The sequence below is a fragment of the Amycolatopsis saalfeldensis genome, from assembly GCF_900110575.1.
Classification (GTDB): Bacteria; Actinomycetota; Actinomycetes; order Mycobacteriales; family Pseudonocardiaceae; genus Amycolatopsis; species Amycolatopsis saalfeldensis.
The window spans coordinates 62,282-81,782 of record NZ_FOEF01000026.1; the positions used below are offsets into that span (position 1 = coordinate 62,282).

The window sequence follows — 19,501 nt, forward strand, 5'->3', positions numbered from 1 at the left end:
GGCGTGGCCGTCTCGCGAACACTGCCCGAACCGGACGCCGCGACGCGCGTCGGGTTGCGGCAAGTCCTGGTCGTGCTGTGCGCCACGGAGATCACCAGCTGGGGCGTGCTGTACTACGCCTTCCCGGTGCTGGCCGGGAAAATCACCACGGCCACCGGCTGGCCGACCGCCGCGATCACCGCGGCGCTGTCGGCCAGCCAGCTGGTCGCCGCGCTGATCGGCATCCCGGTCGGGCGCCGGCTGGATCGCCACGGCCCGCGCGGGGTGATGACCGCGGGCTCGCTGCTCGCCGTCCCGGCCGTGGTCGCCGTCGCGTACGCACCGAACCTGGCGTGCTTCCTGGCCGCATGGCTGCTGGTCGGGGTGGCGATGGGCGCGGTGCTCTATCCGCCCGCGTTCGCCGCACTCACCCGCTGGCACGGCCCGAACCGAATCCGCGCGCTGACGGTCCTGACGCTGGCGGCGGGATTGGCCAGCACCGTGTTCGCGCCGCTGACGGCGTGGTTGTCGACGTGGCTGGACTGGCGCGGCACCTACCTGGTGCTCGGCGGGATCCTCGCGGTGATCACGATCCCGGGCCACTGGTTCGGGTTGCGCGTGCCGTGGCCGCCACGGCCACCGGTCGAGGCGCAGCACGCCCATGCCGCCAATCCGGGACAGGTGGCCCGCAGCCGCAGCTTCGTGGTCCTGGCGGTGGCGTTGAGCATGGCGGCGTTCGCCACGTTCGCGGTCGTGGTCAACCTGGTACCGCTGCTGGGCGAACGCGGCGTCGGCACGGGAATCGCGGCGGTCGCGCTCGGGCTCGGCGGCGCCGGGCAAGTCGCGGGCCGGCTCGGCTACGCCACGCTCACCGCGCGGACCAGTATCCGGACCCGGACGGCGCTGATCCTGCTCGCGATGGCGGCCACGACCGCGCTGCTGGGCATGCTCACCAGCGTGCCCGCGCTGATCGCCGCGGCGATCCTGGCGGGTATGGCGCGTGGGGTGTTCACGCTGCTGCAGGCCACCGCAATCACCGATCGATGGGGAGCCACCCACTACGGGCGCCTGATGGGGCTGTTGTCCGCACCGTTGACGATCACGATGGCGCTCGCTCCCTTCGCTGGGGCCGCCCTCGCCAACCTGCTCGACGGCTACGCGACGACATTCCTGCTCCTGGGCGCGATCACCGTTGGTGCCGCAGCGCTTTCCCTTGCCAGTACACCAAGAACGTCGTAAGGACAGACATTCGTGAACGAGATCGACGCACTCGTCATCGGTGCCGGACAGGCTGGGCTCGCTGCCGCGCACGTCCTCCGCGCGGCGGGCCTCGCCCCGGTCGTGCTGGAAGCCGGCGAGGAGCCCGTCGGGTCGTGGCCGTCCTACTACGACAGCCTCACCCTGTTCTCGCCGGCCCGCTTCAGTGCGCTACCGGGCATGGCCTTCCCCGGCGACCCCGAGCACTATCCGCACCGCGACGAAGTCGTCGAGTACCTGCGCCGCTACGCCAAGAACCTCGACGCCGACATCCGTACCGGCCACCGTGTCGACACCGTGCGGCCCGACGGAACCGGGTTCGTGGCGCGGCTGGCCGACGGAACCGAGTTGCGCTCGGCGATCCTGATCGCCGCGACGGGCGCGTTCGGCAGACCGTATCGCCCGGCGCTGCCGGGGTTGGACTCGTTCACCGGCACCGTGCTGCACGCCGCCGACTACCGCGAACCGACCGCGTTCGCAGGGCAGCGGGTCGTGGTGGTCGGCGCGGCGAACTCCGCGGTCCAGATCGGCACCGAACTCGGCGACCACGCCGCGGTCACACTAGCCACCCGTAAGCCCGTGCGGTTCGCGCCACAACGACCGCTCGGCCGCGACGTGCATTTCTGGTCGGTGATCAGCGGGTTCGACGCGCTGCCGATCGGGCACCTGCTGCGCACCCCGCCGCACACGCCGGTCAACGACGACGGCCACTACCAGCGCGCCGTGGCCGCCGGGCGGCCGGACCAACGGCGCATGTTCACCAGCGTCGACGGCAACCGCCTCACCTGGCCCGACGGCACAAGCGAGCAGGTTGACACGATCATCCTGGCCACCGGCTACCGCCCCGACCTGTCCTACCTCGGCGAGCTGGGCGCGATCACAGGGGACGGCACACCGCGCCAGCGACGCGGGCTGTCCAGCACGCATCCTGGACTCGGATACGTGGGCCTGGAGTGGCAACGCAGCTTCTCCTCGGCCACGCTGCGCGGAGTCGGCCGCGATGCCCGCTACGTCGTGCGGCGGCTGCTACGACGCTAAGCCCCGGCTGGGATGAGCTCGGCGAGCAGCGCTTGGACGCGGCGATCGACCTCGTCGCGAATCGCCCGGACCTGCTCGACAGGCTGGTCGGCGGGGTCGTCGATGGGCCAGTCCTCGTAGCGCTTTCCCGGCAGGATCGGACAACTGTCCCCGCAGCCCATGGTGATCACGACGTCGGCAGCGGCCAGCACCTCGTTCGTGAGCGGCTTGGGGAATTCCTCATCGAGCGAGAGGCCCAGTTCGGCCATGGCCTGCACGACTTCGGGATGGATGGCATCGCGGGGGTCGGATCCGCCGGTGCGGATGTGCAGGTGCGTGCCCGCGTGATGCCGGGTCAGCGCGGCGGCCATCTGCGAGCGGCCCGCGTTACCCACGCAGACGAACAACACCTCCGGCACCCGCTTGATCGTCTTGCCCTCTGCCTGGGCCAGCGCGTCGAGCCGTTGGACGGTGAGTTTCTCGGCCAGCGTCGGCAGGAAGACCGTGACCCGGGCCGTCTCGGCGATCCGGTTGTAGCTGTCGTGGAACAGGTCGTCGATCCGGTCGGAGTCGAACAGCCCCTCGTATCGGTAGGCGAGCTGGTTGATGATGCGTCGGGCACCCACGTCCCGTTCGGACCGATCGTTCACTGGCGGCCTCCTCGATGAGGCGAATTTGGCAGTCAGCGGGCCGAGGAGGCCGCCGCGTGCGGGACTACGACCTCCGCGGCTTGCGCCGGCTTGATGCCGGGGTAGAGCGCGCGGACGAGCAGCAGTGCGAGCCCGCCGCCGACCACCTGGGTGGCGATGAACACCGGCGCCGACGAGGGCGCGATGCCGGCGAAGGTGTCGCTGAACATCCGGCCCACGGTGATCGCGGGGTTGGCGAAGCTGGTGGAACTGGTGAACCAGTAGGCAGCGCCGATGTAGGCGCCCACCGCGGCCGGCGCTCGATCTGCCCGCCCGGACCGGGCCAGCGAGAAGATCACCAGGACCAACCCGACCGTCGCGACGACCTCGGACAGACCGTGCGCGAATGTGGCCCGGTGCGTGGTGCTGATGCTCACCGCGCTGGCCGAGAACATCAGGTTCGCCAGCACCGCCCCGCTCACGCACCCGACGACCTGGACCGGCAGGTAGGCGAAGGCGTGCCGCCACGGCAGTCCGCCGAACGCGGCGTCCACGAAGGACACCACCGGGTTGAAGTGCGCGCCGCTGACGGGACCGAACATCAGGATGATCGTGAACAGGCCGGCCGCGGTCGCCGCGGCGTTCTCGGTCAGCTGCAGACCGGTGTCGCCGGGTGAAAGCCGCTGCGCGGCGATGCCCGAGCCGATCACCAACGCAGCCAGCAACAGGCTGCCGAGGTACTCGGCGACCAGTTTGCGGCCCAACGGCTGGTCCATCACCACGTCCTTTGTGCTCTCAGGGGATTCGGGCGTCATGCGACTGCGGTGACGCCCAGCTCGTCGAGCAGGTCACGGACGCGACGTTCGATCTCGTCGCGGACCGGGCGGACGTCCTCGACGCTCTTGCCTGCTGGGTCGGCCAGTTCCCAGTCGAGGTATCGCTTGCCGGGAAAGATGGGGCAGGCGTCGCCGCAGCCCATGGTGATCACGACGTCGGCGGCGCGGACGATCTCGTCGGTCCACGGTTTGGGGAACTCGGTGGCGATGTTGATGCCGCGTTCGTGCATCGCGGCGATCGCCGAGGGGTTGATCTCGTGGCCGGGTTCGGACCCGCCCGACCAGGCCAGTGCCTGATCGCCGGCCAGGTGCTGGAAGAACCCCATCGCCATCTGGCTGCGCCCGGCGTTGTGCACGCACAGGAACAGCACCGTGGGCTTGCCGTCGTGATCGTGTCCCTCCACTTTGGCCAGGGCGTGCAGGCGCTGACGGGCGAACCGTTCGGCCAGCAGCGGCAGGAAGTTCGGGATGGTGCTGTGGCCGGCGAACTGGTCGTAGCTGCTGTGCAGGAACTGTTCGATGGTTTCGGTGCCGAAGGTGCCGTCGAACTCCCCGTGCAGGCGGGTCGCGGCGGTACGGAGTGCCAGCTGCTGGTCGATGCTCAAATCGCGATGCGGCTCGTGCTGGGTGTCAGTCATCGGCTTCCCGTTCAGGATGGTGGATGGCGGGTGCCAATCGGTCGATCCGGTTGGCGATGTCGAGGAAGGCCCGTTCGAACGCTTTGTCCGTGCCGACGCGGGCCGGATCGGGAATGGACCAGTGCAGCCGGTCCTCCGCTTGCCCCCCAAGCTCTTCGTGGGCGTTGTCGCACACTGCCACGACCAGATCGTCGTGCTGGAGAACGTCGTCGACATGGGCCGTGCGAGCCCGCGCCAGGGACAGGCCGCGCTCGTGCGCGACCGCCGCGGCAAGGGGGTGCACGCGCCCTGCGGGATGGGTTCCGGCGGACGCGGTCGGGATCTGGCTGCGCCCCGCCCACAGCGCCGCAGCCAGCTGCGAACGTGCCGAATTGTGCGTGCACACGAACACCACCCGGTGCGCCGTGCGCAGCCCCGCCGGCACAAGACCGGCCAAGGTCTGGGGCCGCAGGCGAAGATAGGTGCGCCGGTGATCTCCCTCCGACCGGGACCGTTCGAGCACGCCTGCCTGCTCCAGCAGCTTCAGGTGGTGCGACAGCAGGTTGCTCGGCAGCCCCAGTTCGCTCCCGATCTCGCTGGGCGAGGCATCGCCCAGCAGCAACCGGTCCACGATCGCCAGCCGGGCAGGCTCGCCCAGGGCCGCGTGCACCTGCGCCCGCGACCGCACCGAAGTAGACCACTCAACGTTCATTGACTCAATGATGATTGAACTAATGTCCCCGGTCAAGTGCGGCGGCTCCGCGAGCAGTGCCGGACGTTGAGATTGAGGGACGCCGACACAGTCAGTGACGAACCGCGTGCGATGCTCGGGGGCATGACCGACCCGTACTCGCGGTTCGAGATCGCCCGCCCGGACTATCTCGGTGACGACCACTGGGCCTGCGTCGAGCGCGAAGCAGACCGGCTGTGGCGGTCGCTGGCCGCCGATGACGGTTCGCAAGCCCTCAGCGACATCAAGTGTCTGGTGGAGAGCATCTCGCGCGTCGTGCTGGAGATCGACGGGACGCCGGCGGCGCCGAACACCGGGTTCGAGACGATCGTGGCCCAGGCGCACACACTGCTGACCGGCCAGCCGGGGCACCAGCTCGCCAACCAGTCCCCGTTCGGCCAGGTCGCCACCCAGGCAAGCAAGATCGCGAAGAACCTCGGCAACATCAGGAACGAGTTCGGCGGCGGACACGGCCGAGCACGAACGCCCGATCTCCGCGACGAGATGGTCGCCTTGGCGCTCGACGGCGGATTGCTCTGGACCCGGTGGGCGCTGCGGCGGCTCGGCTACTTCTCCGAGGGCCGTCCGACCTCGCTCATCAACGATCTGGTGGTGACACCCCAGACCTTCTACTCCGGCACGCTCGAACGGCGCCTACTCGCCGCCAATCTCTCGGGCCTGGAGCCCCGGCATCAACGGAGTATCGGCGTCGCCGTCGGCCAGCGCGTCATGCGGGGAACATTCGTGGTTCGGCGCGACGGGCTGGAGCCGTGCCTGGCGTCGGACGATTTGAACACCTGGCCACGGGACTACCGCCTCGGTCTCGCCTACGGCCTCTGGTTCGATCCGGCTGGCGTACTCACCCTGACGGCCCATTCGGTTGAGGAAGCGCTCCGGGTGCTGGAGCCCGTGCCAGACAGCGCCGACGACCTCACGGAGTGGGTCACGCGTATCGGCCAGCTCAGGCTTCCTGGTGACCTCGACGATGACTACGCGGCGTCGATGGCGGCCGAACAACTCGTTCGCCGTTGGATGACGTTCCGTCCCGCGGAGGAGCACCCAGCCTTGACCGCCCTCGCGGACAACGTCAAGCCGGAGCCCCCATTTTGATACTGGCCTGCGCACGGCCTGACCGGCGGGTTCAACCCATCAGGCCCTTAGTTTGGCAAAAGGGGACATGGCCGTGTGGCAGCAAGTCCCCGCCTTGCCCTGCCCCGTTAGGATCCGTTCTTTCGCGAAAAGATGGCCTCGCGGTCGTCTATCACTTCCCGACCCAGCACTTTGACTGCCGCCGTCACCAGCCGACGTGCACCGGATGATCAGTCCGCGGTGCTGCCCTCGTCGACTGCTAATACAGATGAGACGGTCCGCACCGAGGTCTACTCTGGACGTTGGCAGCTCCGCCTGCCTGCTTCCGAGTCCCGGCGCCCACGCCGACGGGACGACGAGGACAAGGGTCCCTGACTCGCGGAATTCAACGGACATCGGGCCTGACGGCGCCGGTGCGTGGGGCCGACCGCCGAAATGAGACACGATGACCGAGAACAAGGCACGCAAGGCCGCCATCCGGGCGCGCATGGCCGAGACCGGTGAACCGTATTCCGAGGCCGCCCACCGGCTGGACGACCAGACCGCCACGACCGACACCGCCGCGAGCCCCTTCGACACGGCTCTGCAGCAGTTCGGCATTCCGCCGGACGTGCTTACTTTGGCCCTTCGTCACGGTGCGGAGACCGACCGCTACCCGTTGCTCGGTGCCGGCGCGGCGGATCGGCTCAAGATCTCCCTCGACCTCAAGGACTGGGTGGCGTTGGCCAAGGCGAGGCTGGGCCGGCCGCAGTTCCCCCAGGACGCCCACGCCTACGAGGCTCTGTGTTCGGCCACAGCGGCCGGTGAGGTGATCGTGCCTCTGACCGCGGCGACCTACATGGAGGTGGCCCGGATCTCCTCACTGCGGCAGCGCAGTGATCTGGCCAACGTCATCGCTGAGATCTCAGGCTTTGTGGCTATCGCCAGCCGGTCGGTCGTCATGGAGCACCAGCTCCTCGCCGCCCTCGCAGCGCAATTCGGTGGCCTGCCGCCCGCGCCGATCCCCGTGTTCGGCCTCGGCAACCCATTCGGTGTTGGTGAGCAGAAGGCGTTCGTGCTGCGACGGAAGGGCGGTGGGGCGCCCGACCTGCCAACTGAGTTAGTGCGTGAGATCGAGACCGCCGGCAGGGTGATGGGCGAGTACATGATGCTGCGCGGCCCGGCGCCGGAGGACCTGCCTACCCTGCGTGCGCTCGGTTACCGACCAGAAGAGGTCGCCAAGGTCGAGGAAGCCCGTGTGAACCGGGAGAAGGAACTCGCTGCGATGTTGAAGGACGGCACGGCGGACCGCGGCCGACTCGGCGACATCGTGCACGCGCGCTACCTCTACTGGGAACTCGGGGATCGCCTTCCCTCCGCGCTGCAGCCGTACAACCTCGAAGTCGGCGACTTCTTCGCCAAGGGCAAGGAGTGGCTGGGCGCGTTTCTGAACGATATCCCGAGCGCCGCGATCAACATCACGCTGGCTGACAAGGGTTTCCGCAACTCCTACAAGAAGTGGACCGGCAACGACATCCGGGATGCCGATGCCGTGTCGGTCGCGATTCCCTACTGCGACGTGGTGATGACAGACAACTACGTTGCCGCCCAGTTGGCGAAGTCGCCAGTGGTCGCCCGGCACGCGACGCTTGTGCTGAGCCGCCTGAGCGATCTCAACGACGCGCTACCCGACCTAATCGCCTCGCGCACCACCAGAACCGGGGACGGCCACGTCGCCGAGCGCTAGCGACATAGTGCCTGATTCGCCCGCTATAGCGTGACCGCCCAAGCTCATGAGCGCGCCAGGGGTGTCAAGCCTTCTGCTACTGCTCGGCCATCGTCGAGAGCGCCTCGATCCGATCAAGCGCGAACTCGCCGACATCGTGTAAGGGCCATTACGCGACTGCGACGAGCGTCATCCGCACTGGCCGCGGCAGGAGTGCACCGCATTTCGTGGCGCGGGCCAACTGTGAGAGGTTGCGCCAGGTCACCTTGCGGATGTCGTCGGGCGCAACCCCGTGCACCTGAGCCAAAGCTCGTTCAACACTGTCGACGTTGCCCGGCCGGCGTTCCCGGCGGCCGGCCTTGTCGCCAAATGGGTGATCGGTCTCAGCAAGGACCCGGTCAAGGGGCAAGCTGGCCAATAAATCTTGCTGCCGCAGCATCGATGCGTTGACGGAAAAGTAGCAGCCAAGATCGATTGCCTGTTTGGTCTGTTCTCGGTTGCCGAGCCACCAGTGCAGAACTGCACCGTGGATTGGTCGAGCCGTCAAGCATTCAAGCACCGTGTCAGTAGCCGCGAAGCTGTGGATGCTCGTAAGCCGGGGGTTCTCTTGCATTGCCGTCAGCATCGCATCCAAGGTTGCGCGTTGCGTGCCCATTGGTACGCGAGACTTGCCGTCCAAGCCGACCTCGCTGACGTATGGCGTTAGGGCGATGAGTTCCGCAAACCGATCTACGTCGAATGCCCTCTGTGCACTGACGAGGCCGGGGTGGCAGCCTACGCCCCAGACGGTCCAGGAGTCCGTCCGTTGCAGCACGCGTTCGGCTTCGTCGAGCGATCGGGTCGCCGCGAAGACGAGCGCCTCCAACGCCAGCAGATCACTGGACGAGATATCGGGCTCGATGTGGGCGTGCATGTCGATTGGTGGGATGCGTCTCATGGGTAGAGGCTCCGGAGCTCCTGGATTCCGCGCTGACAGAGGTCAAACGCATCCCGCAGGGGGTAGTCGGTAGGGAGGCTCAGCGCGGCAAGGTCTCGCATCCGTATGCCTCGATGGATGAAGCTGCGAACTGGCTGCTCGACCGACTTGCTGTCAAGCCACTTTTTCACCGCAGGCTCGCTGTTTGGTGCGATGTAGTTGCTGCGATCAGTGACACCGGATGCCGCGAAGGATGCCCGTCGTAGGACACATCCGAAGCAGATTCCGCAGGGTCGCCCAGGTGAAATGCCGTGCGTCCACTGGCCACTCAGTGCACAGGAGTGGGTGGCGCTCAGGAAAGCTGACGCTTCAACTGGACCAACAAGATCCACGACCTGGTTGTACATCTCGCCCTTGGTGGTGTGCGCGAACGGATTCTCGATGACCGCGTGTGCGCCAATTTTGGCCAGTACAGTTGTCAAGTCCTGCAGGAATTTGGGGTGCGTGGTACGGGTCGACAGGCTGCCGAGGCGTTCCGGGCCGAGTGGCGGGTTGATAGAGGCGAAGCCGTTCTCGGGTATCCACAATGGAATCTTATGGATGGCGGCGACCGCTAGCCCGAGTGCGAGGAAGAGCAGCGAGCGCGACCGCGTTGTTGGTTCGGACGGGTACGGCGAGCCATCGATCCGCTCACTTCGGCGTCCAATGTGGACCACCGTGTGTCGCTGGTCTGGGCCGGGGATAAGCCGCGCAAGCTCGGAAGCAATGTGGCGCTGGATGGGCGCGAGCACCGTGCTGCTGTAGTGCGAGAGCAGGACATGACGCTCTCCTTCGGCAAGCAGTGAACGCGAGATCAACCCTCCGATTGCTGAATCGGCTCCTCCACTGAGGAGGACAACACGTTGAGGTACAGGGTCGGCTCCGGCAGGAGTGACGGTCGTCGTGTGTTCCTGCTGGGTGAACGACAGTGTCCAGCGGTCGCCGCTGAGGAAGCCGAGCACTCGGGCGAGTTCGTCGGCTGCGCTGCTCCAGGCTGCGGAGTCTGAGACGGGTATCTCCAGGTCGAGCTGACGCTGGTTCCAGTTCGAGCCCCGGCCTTCGCGCAGTACGGAGCGATCGGCGGACAGCGCCGTTAGTGCAATCCGGACCACATCGACGTTGAGCGGTGGCACCGCGCCCAGCTGTTCCAGGTTCGGGCCGACGCCTGCGGTGAATGACGAGCGCTGATCGTTGAGCCAGTAGAACGAGGAGGTGGCTTCGGCTGCAGGGACGTCATCGGTTGCAGACAGGCGCAATGTGAACCGGGGCATCAGCTGCTTCCTCCAATGATGCCGCGGATTCTCTCCAAGCCGGCCTCGACGGCGCGGCTGATCTCATCCTCGGTCGCTCCGTCGACTGACAGGTCGGCTTGGGAGGCGATCACTTCCGCGGCGTCGCGGATATCGCGCTCGGCAATGTCGGCGTGGTCGTGGTTGTTGACGAGGTCGCCCGTCTCGACGAGCAGGGTCTCGGCGATGATGACGGCGATGGTCTGCCGGACCATTTCGTCGAGGGGCGGCAGGTACCCGTCCCGCTGTTGCTCCATGACCCATTCGGCAACGTCGGCTGCGACACGACGCTGTTCGTGGTCCTCAATGGTGCTGTCCGGTGTGCTGCAGGCCATGTCGACGATGCGGCGCAGGACTTCGAATTCGTCGCCGAGGCTGCGCAGCTCGCTGTAGTCCAGGCCGAGGCGTTGGAGGGTCGCCGCGTCGCCAGTGCTGTAGGCGTAGGCCGCCGCTGCGGCGCGCCCAGCAGTGCGGGCTGAACTAGCGGCTGTTCGGTGCGGACCACCGCCACTGCGCGATCCGGTCCCGCTGCCGACCGCACCCCCACCACCGGGACCATCACCCCCGCCACTCGCCGTGCGGGGGCGAATCAGGTTGACGACGCGCTGGAGCGCCGCCGCATCGAGCGGCGGCCGTTCCCCATCGGGGCCAGGCCCGTCAGCACCTGATAGGCCATCGAGATAGTCAGTGATGGTGTCGCGAACAGCTTTGCCATCCTTGCCACCACTACCGGAGTAGGCCCCGCTGGTGCCCATTAGACCGTTTCTCGGTTCGGAAGTGCGCTTTCGACCGCTCGCTTGATCTTGCCGTCGGGCAGCTTGCCCTTCCAGGTCGTGAGGACACCGCGGATCGGTGCAGGGTCGTCAGGCTTGAACTGGATCGGGGTGGCGATGGTGATTTCGTTTGGCGGCAGCATCAGGAGGGCATCTCGGGCGGTGGCCACCACCTCCGACCGGCGCCGGGCAATGCGCAGAATGGCGTTGACACCAGCCTTCTGTTTGGTGGGCTGGTCGCGCATCGTCCGTCCGATGTGCCGCAGCAGGTCGGTCATATCGCCGTCGCCCAGCTGATCGAGCTCGGCGTCAGTGACCGAAGCCTGCTCGCGCCGGGATTCCGAAAGCAGGTTCGCGGCGATGTCGCGAAGTTGCTCCGGCAGGCTGTCGTCGATCAGGGTTACACCGGCGAAGGCTGCGGCCAGTGTCAGATAGGGCGAGAGATCGAGCCCGCGCAGCGGTGGCGCCAGCCTGGCCCAGCGCACCATGGCCTGGGAGAACTGGCCTGACGTTGCTGGGATCGCTGCCTGCGAACGGCGGGTGGACGTGGCGCGACGCGGTCGCGATCCCGCCTCGACCGCACCATCGGCCTCATCCTGCTGCTCGGTGGCAGTCGTATTGGTCTGCGCGGGCCGACCGGCTTCGTCCTCCAGCCGTTCAAGGTGGTCGCGCATCTCGCCCTTGGCAAACCAGTCCAACAGCAGCTTGAACTCGGGCTTCATCAACGCTTCGAGGGTCATGAGCTTGGCGACCACTGCAGGGTCCAGGCTGATACCTCGGCGCAAGGCCACAGACTGGCGGACATGCAGGTCGTTGAGGAATCGTTTGATGTAGCGCGGGTTGCCCCGAAGCTTCTCGTAGAGCAGTGGTGTCAAACGGGTTGCGAAGGCGAGCTGGTCTTCCATGTCCAGCCCATCGACCTCCCCGATGTCGTCCACGCTGCCACCGGCGCGCCTGATCTGAGTGCAGCGTTCAATGAGCGTGGTCAACTGCTCGGGCTGGGCAGTTGCGTGCATCTGGAGAAGCAGCAGGTACGCCTGAGTGTCGAAGTGACTCAGGGCCGGCAGCGGGATGGTGGTCTGCACGATCTTGTGCAGGTAGAGCGTGGCGGGGTCTTGCCGCTCATCGTCGCTCTCGTCGGGCCGCCCCGTGGCCTTAAACCGGGTACGGATGGCATCCGCCACCCGCTCCTCATCGGCAGCTATCACGAACGACATCTTGGGCACAGCCAGGAAGAGACGCATCGCTTCCAGGCTTTCCACAACTGTCTCCGGTAGGCAGCGGTCGAGATCGTCGACTAGGACGACAACCGCCTGCACGTGTGTGAGATCTTCGGAGGCGAGCAACATTCCGAACTCGTCCCTAAACTCCTCCAGGCCCCTTACCGACTCCTTGTCGCCCTCCTTGGGTTTCACCAACTCGACAAGCTTGTCGAAGTCGGGGATCTGCAAGGTCAACGACGACTTGGCGGCTAGCTTGATCGCCTTGGCCCAGTCGATGCGCTTGCCGAGCCGGACAAGGAGCTGTTTGGCCTTGTCGGTCTTGGTGGCCGAACCGGCGACCTCGGCAGCCAGCGCGTCCAGCACCTCTGCGATCAGGCTCTCCTTGGCACCCGTTGACGGGTCGTAACGCCAGGGGTCGGTCTGGATGACCAGCACCTTCTTTTCGGCGGTGCTGCGGCGGTCGAGCTCTTGGGCAACCAAGCCAAGTACGGTCGTCTTGCCGCTGCCCCAGCTCCCGGACAGGCCGAGAGCAACCGGATCAAGCGCCTCATCAAGCAGAGCGTCAGCGACGGTGTGAGCGACGGCGTCGAAGGACAGCAGATCGACACTGGCCGGATCGTCGGACCATAGGCCGGAGTGCGGGGCGGTCGTCATGCCGACGCTCCGGCGCAGCACGGAATCTGATGTGTGGAGGAGACTGGGAAGCGGGTGCTGTGAAGCGCTCGAACGCTTGCGTTGTAGCAGGTTTCCGTAGTCCTGCGAATACCGCCGCAACGCGCCAGTTGCAGATCACGCCTCATTGGTTTCCCCCTCCGCCGCTGCCCGGCGTCGCTCTAGCAGCGAAACCACCCGGCCGCCCGTTTGGTGGGTGCCGGCTGGTGACGCGGTCGATGTGGGTGAGTCGCTGTCGGGAGTGCGTGCCGTTACGGTGCGGAAGAGATCCGGAGGCACTCGACACTGCTCGATCAGCTGCGCCCCGTCGATGTCTTCCTGCGCGAGCAGCTCCACGGCTCGCGGCAGGAGCGACGGCTGCTCGATGACTGTGATCAACCCAGGTTCGTTCCGGCGCCAACCGCGAGCCGAGATGGTCGTCATGGCGTTGCGGTAGGACACATCGCTGAGCCGGCCGAGCCACCGGGCGCGGTAGAGCAGGGCTTGGATACTGACGCCCCACTGCTCCTTGAGTCGGGCCAGTGTCCGCCACACGTTACCGCCCATGGTGGTCGGGAGCAGGTCGCGAATCTGGTCAGCGGGCATCAGCAGCTCGGCAGCGAAGCGGTGCGCCTGGTCCTCGACGATGCGCCCGCCTGGCTCGGCGTCGCCATGCATGACGAGATGCCCCAACTCGTGTGCAACGTCGAAGCGCTGGCGGTAGTAGTCCCGCTTGATCGGGTTTAGTATCACGACCGGCCGAAGGCGGCTGTCGAACGAATACGCATCGACTGAGGCCGTCTGGGATGGGCTGAATACCACCAGAACGCCGCGATTTTCTAGCAGCCGGATGAGGTGTCCGGCAGGCCCGGACTCGATTCCCCATTCCGTACGGACGAGGTGTGCGGCGCGCTCCGGACCGTTGCCGTCTCGGTCATCGGCTGACACTGGGAGGCTAGGAACCTCAGGGTCGGGGAATTCTACGTGGCGCTCCAGGCTGGTCACGATGTCCACGGCCAGTTGCCCGTAGGCGTACGCCTGGTCGCGGGCGAGCTGACTGGTCGAGCGCAATGAGCGGAAGTGCGGCGTGGTGCTCAGTGCAGCGACGTCCTCTGGTCGGACGGCGAAGAACCCCGGATCGACTGACAAGCTCAGGGCCAGTTGCGCCACGGTGGCGGCCGTGGGTCGCTTGGCCCCGGACTCCCATGCCGCCACCGCAGTGGGGCTCTTGTCGACCAAGGCAGCGAGGTCGCTCTTGCGGAGTCCCGCCAGGTGCCTGGCTAGCGTCAGGCGGGCTCCGTCGAAGAACGCAGCGACCTCCGCCGCCCGGTCAAGCGATGGCGTACGAGAACTCACCCTTCACCACTACTGCGGTTGTTACGACGTTCTTCCACGGACCGACGCAGGCGGACCGGAGCATCCGGCACAGTGTTCGGTCCCGTCGGGAGCGGCGCGTCGTCGGTACGGCGACCGCCACCAGCGGGCGGGGCGTCCAGGAGGTTCTGGCGCCAGTGCCACGCTTGACCACCGCCAGCGTTCAGGCGAGCGCGGCCGAAGACCAGTTCGGCCTGTTGACTAAGCGCGTCGAGGCTATGTGCGACGACGTAGGTCTTGACGTCGAGGTCGTGGTCGGTGTTCAGCAGGGCTTCCAGGCCGCCGATCTCCTCCGGAACCAGATCCTCGAACAGCGAGGGCTGCGGTGGCTCGGGGTTGCGCTGCTTGGCCACCCGCCGCTTGGTGGGGCTCTTCTGCGGCCAGGGCAGCCGGTCGAGCTTGCCGAAGACGCACGAGGCGAGCAGAAACCGAATCTCACCATGTGCCCAGCCAGGGCTGCCGTTGAGGTTGGCGCGACGCACAAGGCCGGCATGCAGCCGCGGCATGGAGTCGACGTCGCGCTCGGACAGCTGGTCGTACAGCAGGTCGAGGTCGGCGTCGTCGTTGCCGGAGCGCACCGCGTAGCGCTCACAAGCGAACACGCGGTCTAGACGATCGCGGAACAGCGTGTACCGGGTGTTACCGAGCCAGGCGGCATCGTGGCCATCGGCCTCGGAGTACGTCTCCAGGGACCGCGTGGTCGCCGACACGTACGCCCAGCGCACTCCGGCCAAGACCCCGACGTCGCCGAGCTCCGCGATAACATCCTGCTGTTCGCTCACGGCGCTCAAGCTACACCAGAACCAGTAATTGCCGCGTCATACTCAACCGTGTCGGCGTGTCGCGGCGGCGAACAACACCGCTACGCCCAACGAAGGGATGCTGTCGAGGTGCCTGCGACCGAGCGCGAGAAGGACGAGATCCGCATCTACGTGGAAACCCAGGCCCACAAGGACGTCATCCACCTGGAGAAAGTGGCGTCCGAGCTGGTCGGGCCGGTGCGCCACGACATCTGGGACGTGCATTGCGGGGAGAGCCGCTGGTGGGTGGTCACCAACCCGACCAACCTCTACGACCAGGCCGACTTCAAGAGTCGCGACGTGGTGCTGACCTTCCACGTCGGGCTCATGTTGCGCGTGCAGTACGCCCAGGAGCGCGACGTGCCGGTCGCCCCCGATGTGGCCGAACTGCTGCCGGGGGCCTGGCGGCGCTGGCAGCAGGCGTTCGACGCCTACGAGAGCGGCGACGAGGCCGAGGCATTTCAGTCGGTCGGCGTCCGGCTCCGTGAATGCCTCGTCTCGTTTGTCGGCGAGACCCGACACGATGACCTGGTGCCGGAGGGCCAGGTCCCGCCGAAGGCTTCCGATTTCAAGGGCTGGACAGACCTGCTGGCCAACAGGCTGGCGGGCGGCGAATCCGCGGCGCGGCTACGCTCATACCTGAAGAAGCTGGCAATCGAGACGTGGGAGTACGCCAACTGGCTCACTCACGCCAAGAACGCCATCCGCATGGACGCTGAAATCGGCCTCAAGGCTGTCGAGCACCTGCTCGGCACCTTCACGGCCGCGCAACTCCGACTCGGACGTGCGCCGAAGCGTTGCGGAGCATGCGATTCCTACGACGTCATGGCGGGCGTGTGCCGACATTGCGAGTGGGCTGATCCGTCGTATGCGCCACCCGAGGTGCACGAGTGGTCCGAGGAGGAACGCGGACGGCGACTGGAGCAGCCTTGCACTCCGAGCTCCGACATCTCGACGTTCATCAGCCCGAACGATCTTTAGGAACCGAATCTGGAGGAGCTCTACTCGGTCGAGAAGGTCAGGGCACGATGTGCAACAACGCCGCCGTCATGCCGATCAGGGTCTCGACCTCCGCCCGGCTGTAGGAGTAGTCCTTCGTGCCGGCATCACCGTGTAGCGCTCCGCTGGCCTGGTCCTCCAAGGCCGCGCGGATCCAGGCCCACCGCTCGTCCGCGGTTCTGTCGCGCTTGTCTTTCCGCTGCCCAGGCCAGTTCCAGCCGCTGAGTGGTGTGATCGCTTCGAGTGCCCTGCGAACCTGCAGCATCGCACCGTCGAGCTCGTTGCCACCCAGCAGACGTTGAGCTTCGCGCAAAAGGTCGGCCACTTCCCTGCGCGGCTCGTCATCCGCAGGGAAGGGGATCAGCATGTCGACGCCCAGGGTGCGGCCGAGGCCAGCGAGCTGCTGGCGCCACCTGCTTTCAGCGATGCCGATGTGCTCGGTCGCTTCGGGAGCGCCAGGGAAGCCGCTGGCCTGTGGCAGCACTCCGCGAACTTGCAGTTGCAGGCGCAAGTCGCCCGTCCTGGACTGTTCCAGCGCGAGGAGTTGCGCGTTCGAGAGGAGGTAGCGCAGGTCCTCCCGACGGATCTCGCCGACCGGTTTGAACGGCACAGTCGCGGTCGCTGAGCCGAGCGGCGCGCGAAGTCCGTTGGCCATCGCGGCGTACAGGGTCGTCTCCAGCATGAGCAGCCGACCCGCCTCTGGCCCGACTTCGGGCACGCCCACCACCATTTGAAGCTGGAGGTAGTGCGCGCCCAACCCCTTATGGATCCAGACGCTGTCGGGGGCGACGGTGACGTTGTAGGTCCCGAGGCCGGTTTCGAACTTGAGTTGATCCACAGCGGCATGTCCTCATCTCGTGCAGGTTGCTGATTGTGCCGCGGACGCACCGCTGAGGTGACGGATTTTTGCAGTTCGCAGCTGAACCCCTATCGAAGCCGCTCGATCGGGGGATTGGGCGCTGTTGATCTAGCCCTTCGGCGGAGGTGCTTGCTGTCCGATCGTTGGTCCGTCGTTGTCGGTGTCGACCGCTACGGTCGAGCAGCTCGACGAACCCCTGAAAAGGACGGCCCGATGTCCGCAAGCGCGCCCCAAGAACGTGCCGGGAAGAACCGTCGCTACTTGCCTCATGAGGACAGCTATGTCCCTCGCGAGGACTACTACCGGCAGTGGCAGGTCGATCCCGAGTGCGTCAAGGCGGACGGCCGTGAACTCGGCAGGATAGAAAACCACATCGTCCGTACCGCCGTGTATCGCCTGATCGCACTGCGCGAGGCAACGGTTCTCGGAGCGCGCGACTGGCTGCCCGACCCAAGGCTGGTCAGCCCTGAGCTGCGTGCCAGGACCACCCGCAGGGCGATGGACCTCGTTGCCCGCCTTCTCATGAGGGTCGCCTGCGAAGCCCGGGGCGCGGGGTGGTCCTGGGGCGAGCTTGCCAGCTCGGTCATCGTCCGCGAAGAGTTCCCGAACTGGACGATCTCGGGAGCCAAAGCGTTCGAATCGGTGACAGGGCAGACCCCTGGATTGGCCAAGATGCAGACGCTGACCTGGCGCTGTGGGAGTTGCAACCAGAAGATCACCGATCATGGTCCTTACGGCCACCCCAGCGACTGCGAGTCCGGACATGCCGACGATTGCGCACGCCACGATCAAGAGGCCGCCGCGTATGAGTGCGGGGCACGCCCGGCGATCGACCCGACGCTCCTCCGCGCCGGTCCGCAAGGCGAAGAGGACAACAGCACCGAGAACCTCTGCCGCATCGTTCGATCCGTTCGTTGCAGTTGCGTGCGTTGCTTCTATTGCGAGCGAGTATTGGCGTCGCGTCGCGTCGACACGAGCACGACCACTTCCCAATTCCCCGATCAGCTGGCGGTGACCAAGTGGTGCCAGCCTGCCTGGACTGCCACGAACTGAAGGACCAATACAACCTCCGCAACTGGCCTCACGCCGATCTCGCCGCAGCCTGGTACAGCATCCTCACCTGTCTGGAGCACGAGGGTTTTCCGGACGGCGACGAACTCGCACACCTACGGATGACTGATTGGTGGGAGGAACAGCCGGACAGCAGTGACGAGGCCGTCCTTGCCCGGTGGTCCGAGCTCCAACCTCTCAGCCGCGTGCTGTACGCGAAAGCACGCGCCGAGAAGGAACGCCACAAGCGCGCCCTCTCCGAGGACGCCATCCTCATTGGCATCGGCCCACAGATTGAGCTCGAAGCCGAGGCCATCGCTCCAGCAGCTGCCCTTAACGGAAAACCGCAGGTCAAGGCGACTTCGGAGGGGTAGGATAGTACCGATCCGGGCCTTCGCGCCGCCCGGCTCTGGTGTGGGCACGAAGGGACGCGATGGCCGGGGAACACGACGATGCCGACAGCGCGATCGATCACACGGCACCTGCGACCGTCCATGTCGAGCCTGGTCCGTACCTGTGGCGCACGCTGCGCGCACAGGCGTCCGGGGCGAAGGCGACGTCCGGCAAGGAAGCCTTGCTCTACACCGACAGTCGGCTCGCGTCCGCGCAAGACAGGCTCGACCTCGGGGCGGCGACCGTTCAGGTAGCGGTCGGTTCGCTTGCCGACCCAGCGGTTCCGGCGGCGCGGGTCGTGCTGCGCTGGTGGGAGTACGACGAGTCCGACGCGCCGCTGCGGCCAGACCACGCGGTGCTAGTCGACAACGCCCAAGATTACTGGCTCGGGATGCACGTCGACCAGGAGTTCGCTGCGGTACTCAGCCTGCTCCTCGGAGTGCGGATGCGCTCGGGCGGCACGATCCGCCGCTACAGACCTGACGACCTTGCGGGCCGCACCGACCTCGTCGAGCATGTTGTCCCTACGCTGCCGCCGCGAGCCTGGAGCGGGCGGCCGATCGTTCGCCTTCCCGTGGGCGGGCAGGAGCTGGTCTCGCTCGACGACGTCGCGCCACGCGTGGCCGACCTGCGCCAGGTGAGCGCGCAGCACGCCGTCACGATGGTCCGGGCGGCTTCGGTATTCTCCGACGCGCTCTGGGTCTGCGATCACGACCCAGAGCTGGCATGGCTCCACTGCGTGACCGCCCTGGAGTTGGCCGCCGACCGGCACGACCGGGACCACGTTAACGCCGTCGAGTTGCTGCGAAAGGACAAAGGTAAGAAGAACTTCGAGGAAGCCTCCGCGAAAGGCACGGAGGCGTTGGAGCATGCCGCCGAGCTGCACCGTCGCCGGACCAGGGCGGAGAAGAAGCTTCACACCTTGCTCGTTGACTTCCCGCCGGTCGCTCCAGCCGTTCGGCCGGCCGGTCCAGCCTGGATCCGAGTGGACTGGGTCGATCAGGCCGACCTGTGGCGTCGGGTCGAAATGATCTACGCACACCGCAGCGCGCGGCCGCATGGCGGGGTCCAATTCCCCGCCCCGCTGCTGATGCCACCCCTCGTAGCCGGTGCCGAGCACTCGGGTGGCGCCGACGACAGCGAACCGGTCTGGCACGCTGGAGGACTCGGCTGGCGCAACGCCGACCTTCCGCTGACCTTGGATGCCTTCGTTCATCTGACCCGCAGCTGCCTCCTCTCCTGGTGGGCGTCGCTGCCCACCGCGGGCATAGGGTAA

19 protein-coding genes are annotated in these 19,501 nt (G+C 66.7%); 8 read left to right on the forward strand and 11 right to left on the reverse strand.

Annotation, left to right across the window (positions count from 1 at the left end; genetic code table 11):
* The first annotated feature begins 3 nt into the window (after nt 1–3).
* Complete coding sequence (locus tag BMY97_RS39560; protein ID WP_245787739.1) at nt 4–1,218, forward strand: MFS transporter; 1,215 nt, start codon at nt 4–6, stop codon at nt 1,216–1,218.
* Between the two features lie 12 nt (nt 1,219–1,230).
* Entirely contained in the window at nt 1,231–2,274 is a 1,044-nt protein-coding gene (locus tag BMY97_RS39565; protein ID WP_091627970.1) for a flavin-containing monooxygenase, read from the forward strand.
* On the opposite strand, the gene BMY97_RS48870 is transcribed toward BMY97_RS39565, so the two are convergent.
* From BMY97_RS48870 to BMY97_RS39585, 4 genes are read right to left on the reverse strand one after another with little or no spacing between them, the layout of a single operon-like run.
* A complete protein-coding gene (locus BMY97_RS48870; RefSeq protein WP_245787740.1) occupies nt 2,271–2,903 on the reverse strand; it encodes an arsenate reductase ArsC in 633 nt (210 codons plus the stop codon). The two genes, BMY97_RS39565 and BMY97_RS48870, sit on opposite strands and share 4 nt — an antisense overlap.
* Nucleotides 2,904–2,935: 32 nt before the next feature.
* Nucleotides 2,936–3,658: an aquaporin gene (locus BMY97_RS39575; protein ID WP_091627971.1), complete on the reverse strand. Its 723-nt coding sequence runs from the start codon at nt 3,656–3,658 to the stop codon at nt 2,936–2,938.
* A gap of 35 nt (nt 3,659–3,693) precedes the next feature.
* A complete protein-coding gene (locus tag BMY97_RS39580) occupies nt 3,694–4,356 on the reverse strand; it encodes an arsenate reductase ArsC (protein WP_091627973.1) in 663 nt (220 codons plus the stop codon).
* On the reverse strand, nt 4,349–5,047 hold the full coding sequence (locus tag BMY97_RS39585; protein WP_091627975.1) for an arsenate reductase/protein-tyrosine-phosphatase family protein: 699 nt from the start codon (nt 5,045–5,047) through the stop codon (nt 4,349–4,351). The genes BMY97_RS39580 and BMY97_RS39585 overlap by 8 nt, the downstream gene beginning before the upstream one ends.
* A 123-nt stretch (nt 5,048–5,170) precedes the next feature.
* Here BMY97_RS39585 and BMY97_RS39590 point away from each other — a divergent pair, with 123 nt between their 5' ends.
* Together BMY97_RS39590 and BMY97_RS39595 are read left to right on the forward strand one after the other, a co-directional pair.
* On the forward strand, nt 5,171–6,175 hold the full coding sequence (locus BMY97_RS39590; RefSeq protein WP_177231759.1) for an abortive infection family protein: 1,005 nt from the start codon (nt 5,171–5,173) through the stop codon (nt 6,173–6,175).
* Between the two features lie 424 nt (nt 6,176–6,599).
* Entirely contained in the window at nt 6,600–7,880 is a 1,281-nt protein-coding gene (locus BMY97_RS39595) for a hypothetical protein (protein ID WP_091627978.1), read from the forward strand.
* A 148-nt stretch (nt 7,881–8,028) separates the two neighbouring features.
* On the opposite strand, the gene BMY97_RS39600 is transcribed toward BMY97_RS39595, so the two are convergent.
* The 6 genes from BMY97_RS39600 to BMY97_RS39625 all read right to left on the reverse strand — a co-directional run bounded on the left by BMY97_RS39600 (nt 8,029) and on the right by BMY97_RS39625 (nt 14,906).
* A complete protein-coding gene (locus BMY97_RS39600; protein ID WP_091627980.1) occupies nt 8,029–8,796 on the reverse strand; it encodes a TatD family hydrolase in 768 nt (255 codons plus the stop codon).
* The gene (locus BMY97_RS39605) at nt 8,793–10,085 is read right to left on the reverse strand and encodes a hypothetical protein (RefSeq protein ID WP_091627981.1); all 1,293 of its coding nucleotides are present in this window, start codon (nt 10,083–10,085) and stop codon (nt 8,793–8,795) included. The genes BMY97_RS39600 and BMY97_RS39605 overlap by 4 nt, the downstream gene beginning before the upstream one ends.
* A complete protein-coding gene (locus tag BMY97_RS46490; protein WP_143086399.1) occupies nt 10,085–10,858 on the reverse strand; it encodes a hypothetical protein in 774 nt (257 codons plus the stop codon). Before BMY97_RS46490 ends, BMY97_RS39605 begins: the two co-directional genes overlap by 1 nt.
* A complete protein-coding gene (locus BMY97_RS39615; RefSeq protein WP_091627984.1) occupies nt 10,858–12,753 on the reverse strand; it encodes a KAP family P-loop NTPase fold protein in 1,896 nt (631 codons plus the stop codon). Before BMY97_RS39615 ends, BMY97_RS46490 begins: the two co-directional genes overlap by 1 nt.
* A gap of 135 nt (nt 12,754–12,888) precedes the next feature.
* The gene (locus BMY97_RS39620) at nt 12,889–14,106 is read right to left on the reverse strand and encodes a helix-turn-helix domain-containing protein (protein ID WP_091627986.1); all 1,218 of its coding nucleotides are present in this window, start codon (nt 14,104–14,106) and stop codon (nt 12,889–12,891) included.
* Nucleotides 14,103–14,906, reverse strand: a complete 804-nt coding sequence (locus BMY97_RS39625; RefSeq protein ID WP_091627988.1) for a hypothetical protein — start codon at nt 14,904–14,906, stop codon at nt 14,103–14,105. Before BMY97_RS39625 ends, BMY97_RS39620 begins: the two co-directional genes overlap by 4 nt.
* Before the next feature lie 108 nt (nt 14,907–15,014).
* Between BMY97_RS39625 and BMY97_RS39630 the strand changes: the two genes are divergently transcribed.
* Complete coding sequence (locus BMY97_RS39630) at nt 15,015–15,905, forward strand: hypothetical protein (RefSeq protein WP_091627989.1); 891 nt, start codon at nt 15,015–15,017, stop codon at nt 15,903–15,905.
* Between the two features lie 37 nt (nt 15,906–15,942).
* Here the strand turns inward: BMY97_RS39630 and BMY97_RS39635 are convergent, their stop codons facing one another.
* Complete coding sequence (locus BMY97_RS39635) at nt 15,943–16,761, reverse strand: hypothetical protein (RefSeq protein WP_091627991.1); 819 nt, start codon at nt 16,759–16,761, stop codon at nt 15,943–15,945.
* Between the two features lie 234 nt (nt 16,762–16,995).
* Between BMY97_RS39635 and BMY97_RS39640 the strand changes: the two genes are divergently transcribed.
* From BMY97_RS39640 to BMY97_RS39650, 3 genes are read left to right on the forward strand one after another with little or no spacing between them, the layout of a single operon-like run.
* Nucleotides 16,996–17,835: a hypothetical protein gene (locus tag BMY97_RS39640; RefSeq protein ID WP_091627992.1), complete on the forward strand. Its 840-nt coding sequence runs from the start codon at nt 16,996–16,998 to the stop codon at nt 17,833–17,835.
* Nucleotides 17,802–18,206, forward strand: coding sequence for a hypothetical protein (locus tag BMY97_RS39645; protein WP_091627994.1), 405 nt, complete (start codon nt 17,802–17,804; stop codon nt 18,204–18,206). Before BMY97_RS39640 ends, BMY97_RS39645 begins: the two co-directional genes overlap by 34 nt.
* Nucleotides 18,207–18,265: 59 nt before the next feature.
* Nucleotides 18,266–19,501 (forward strand): hypothetical protein, encoded by a 1,236-nt coding sequence (locus BMY97_RS39650; RefSeq protein WP_091627996.1) that lies wholly within the window; start codon nt 18,266–18,268, stop codon nt 19,499–19,501.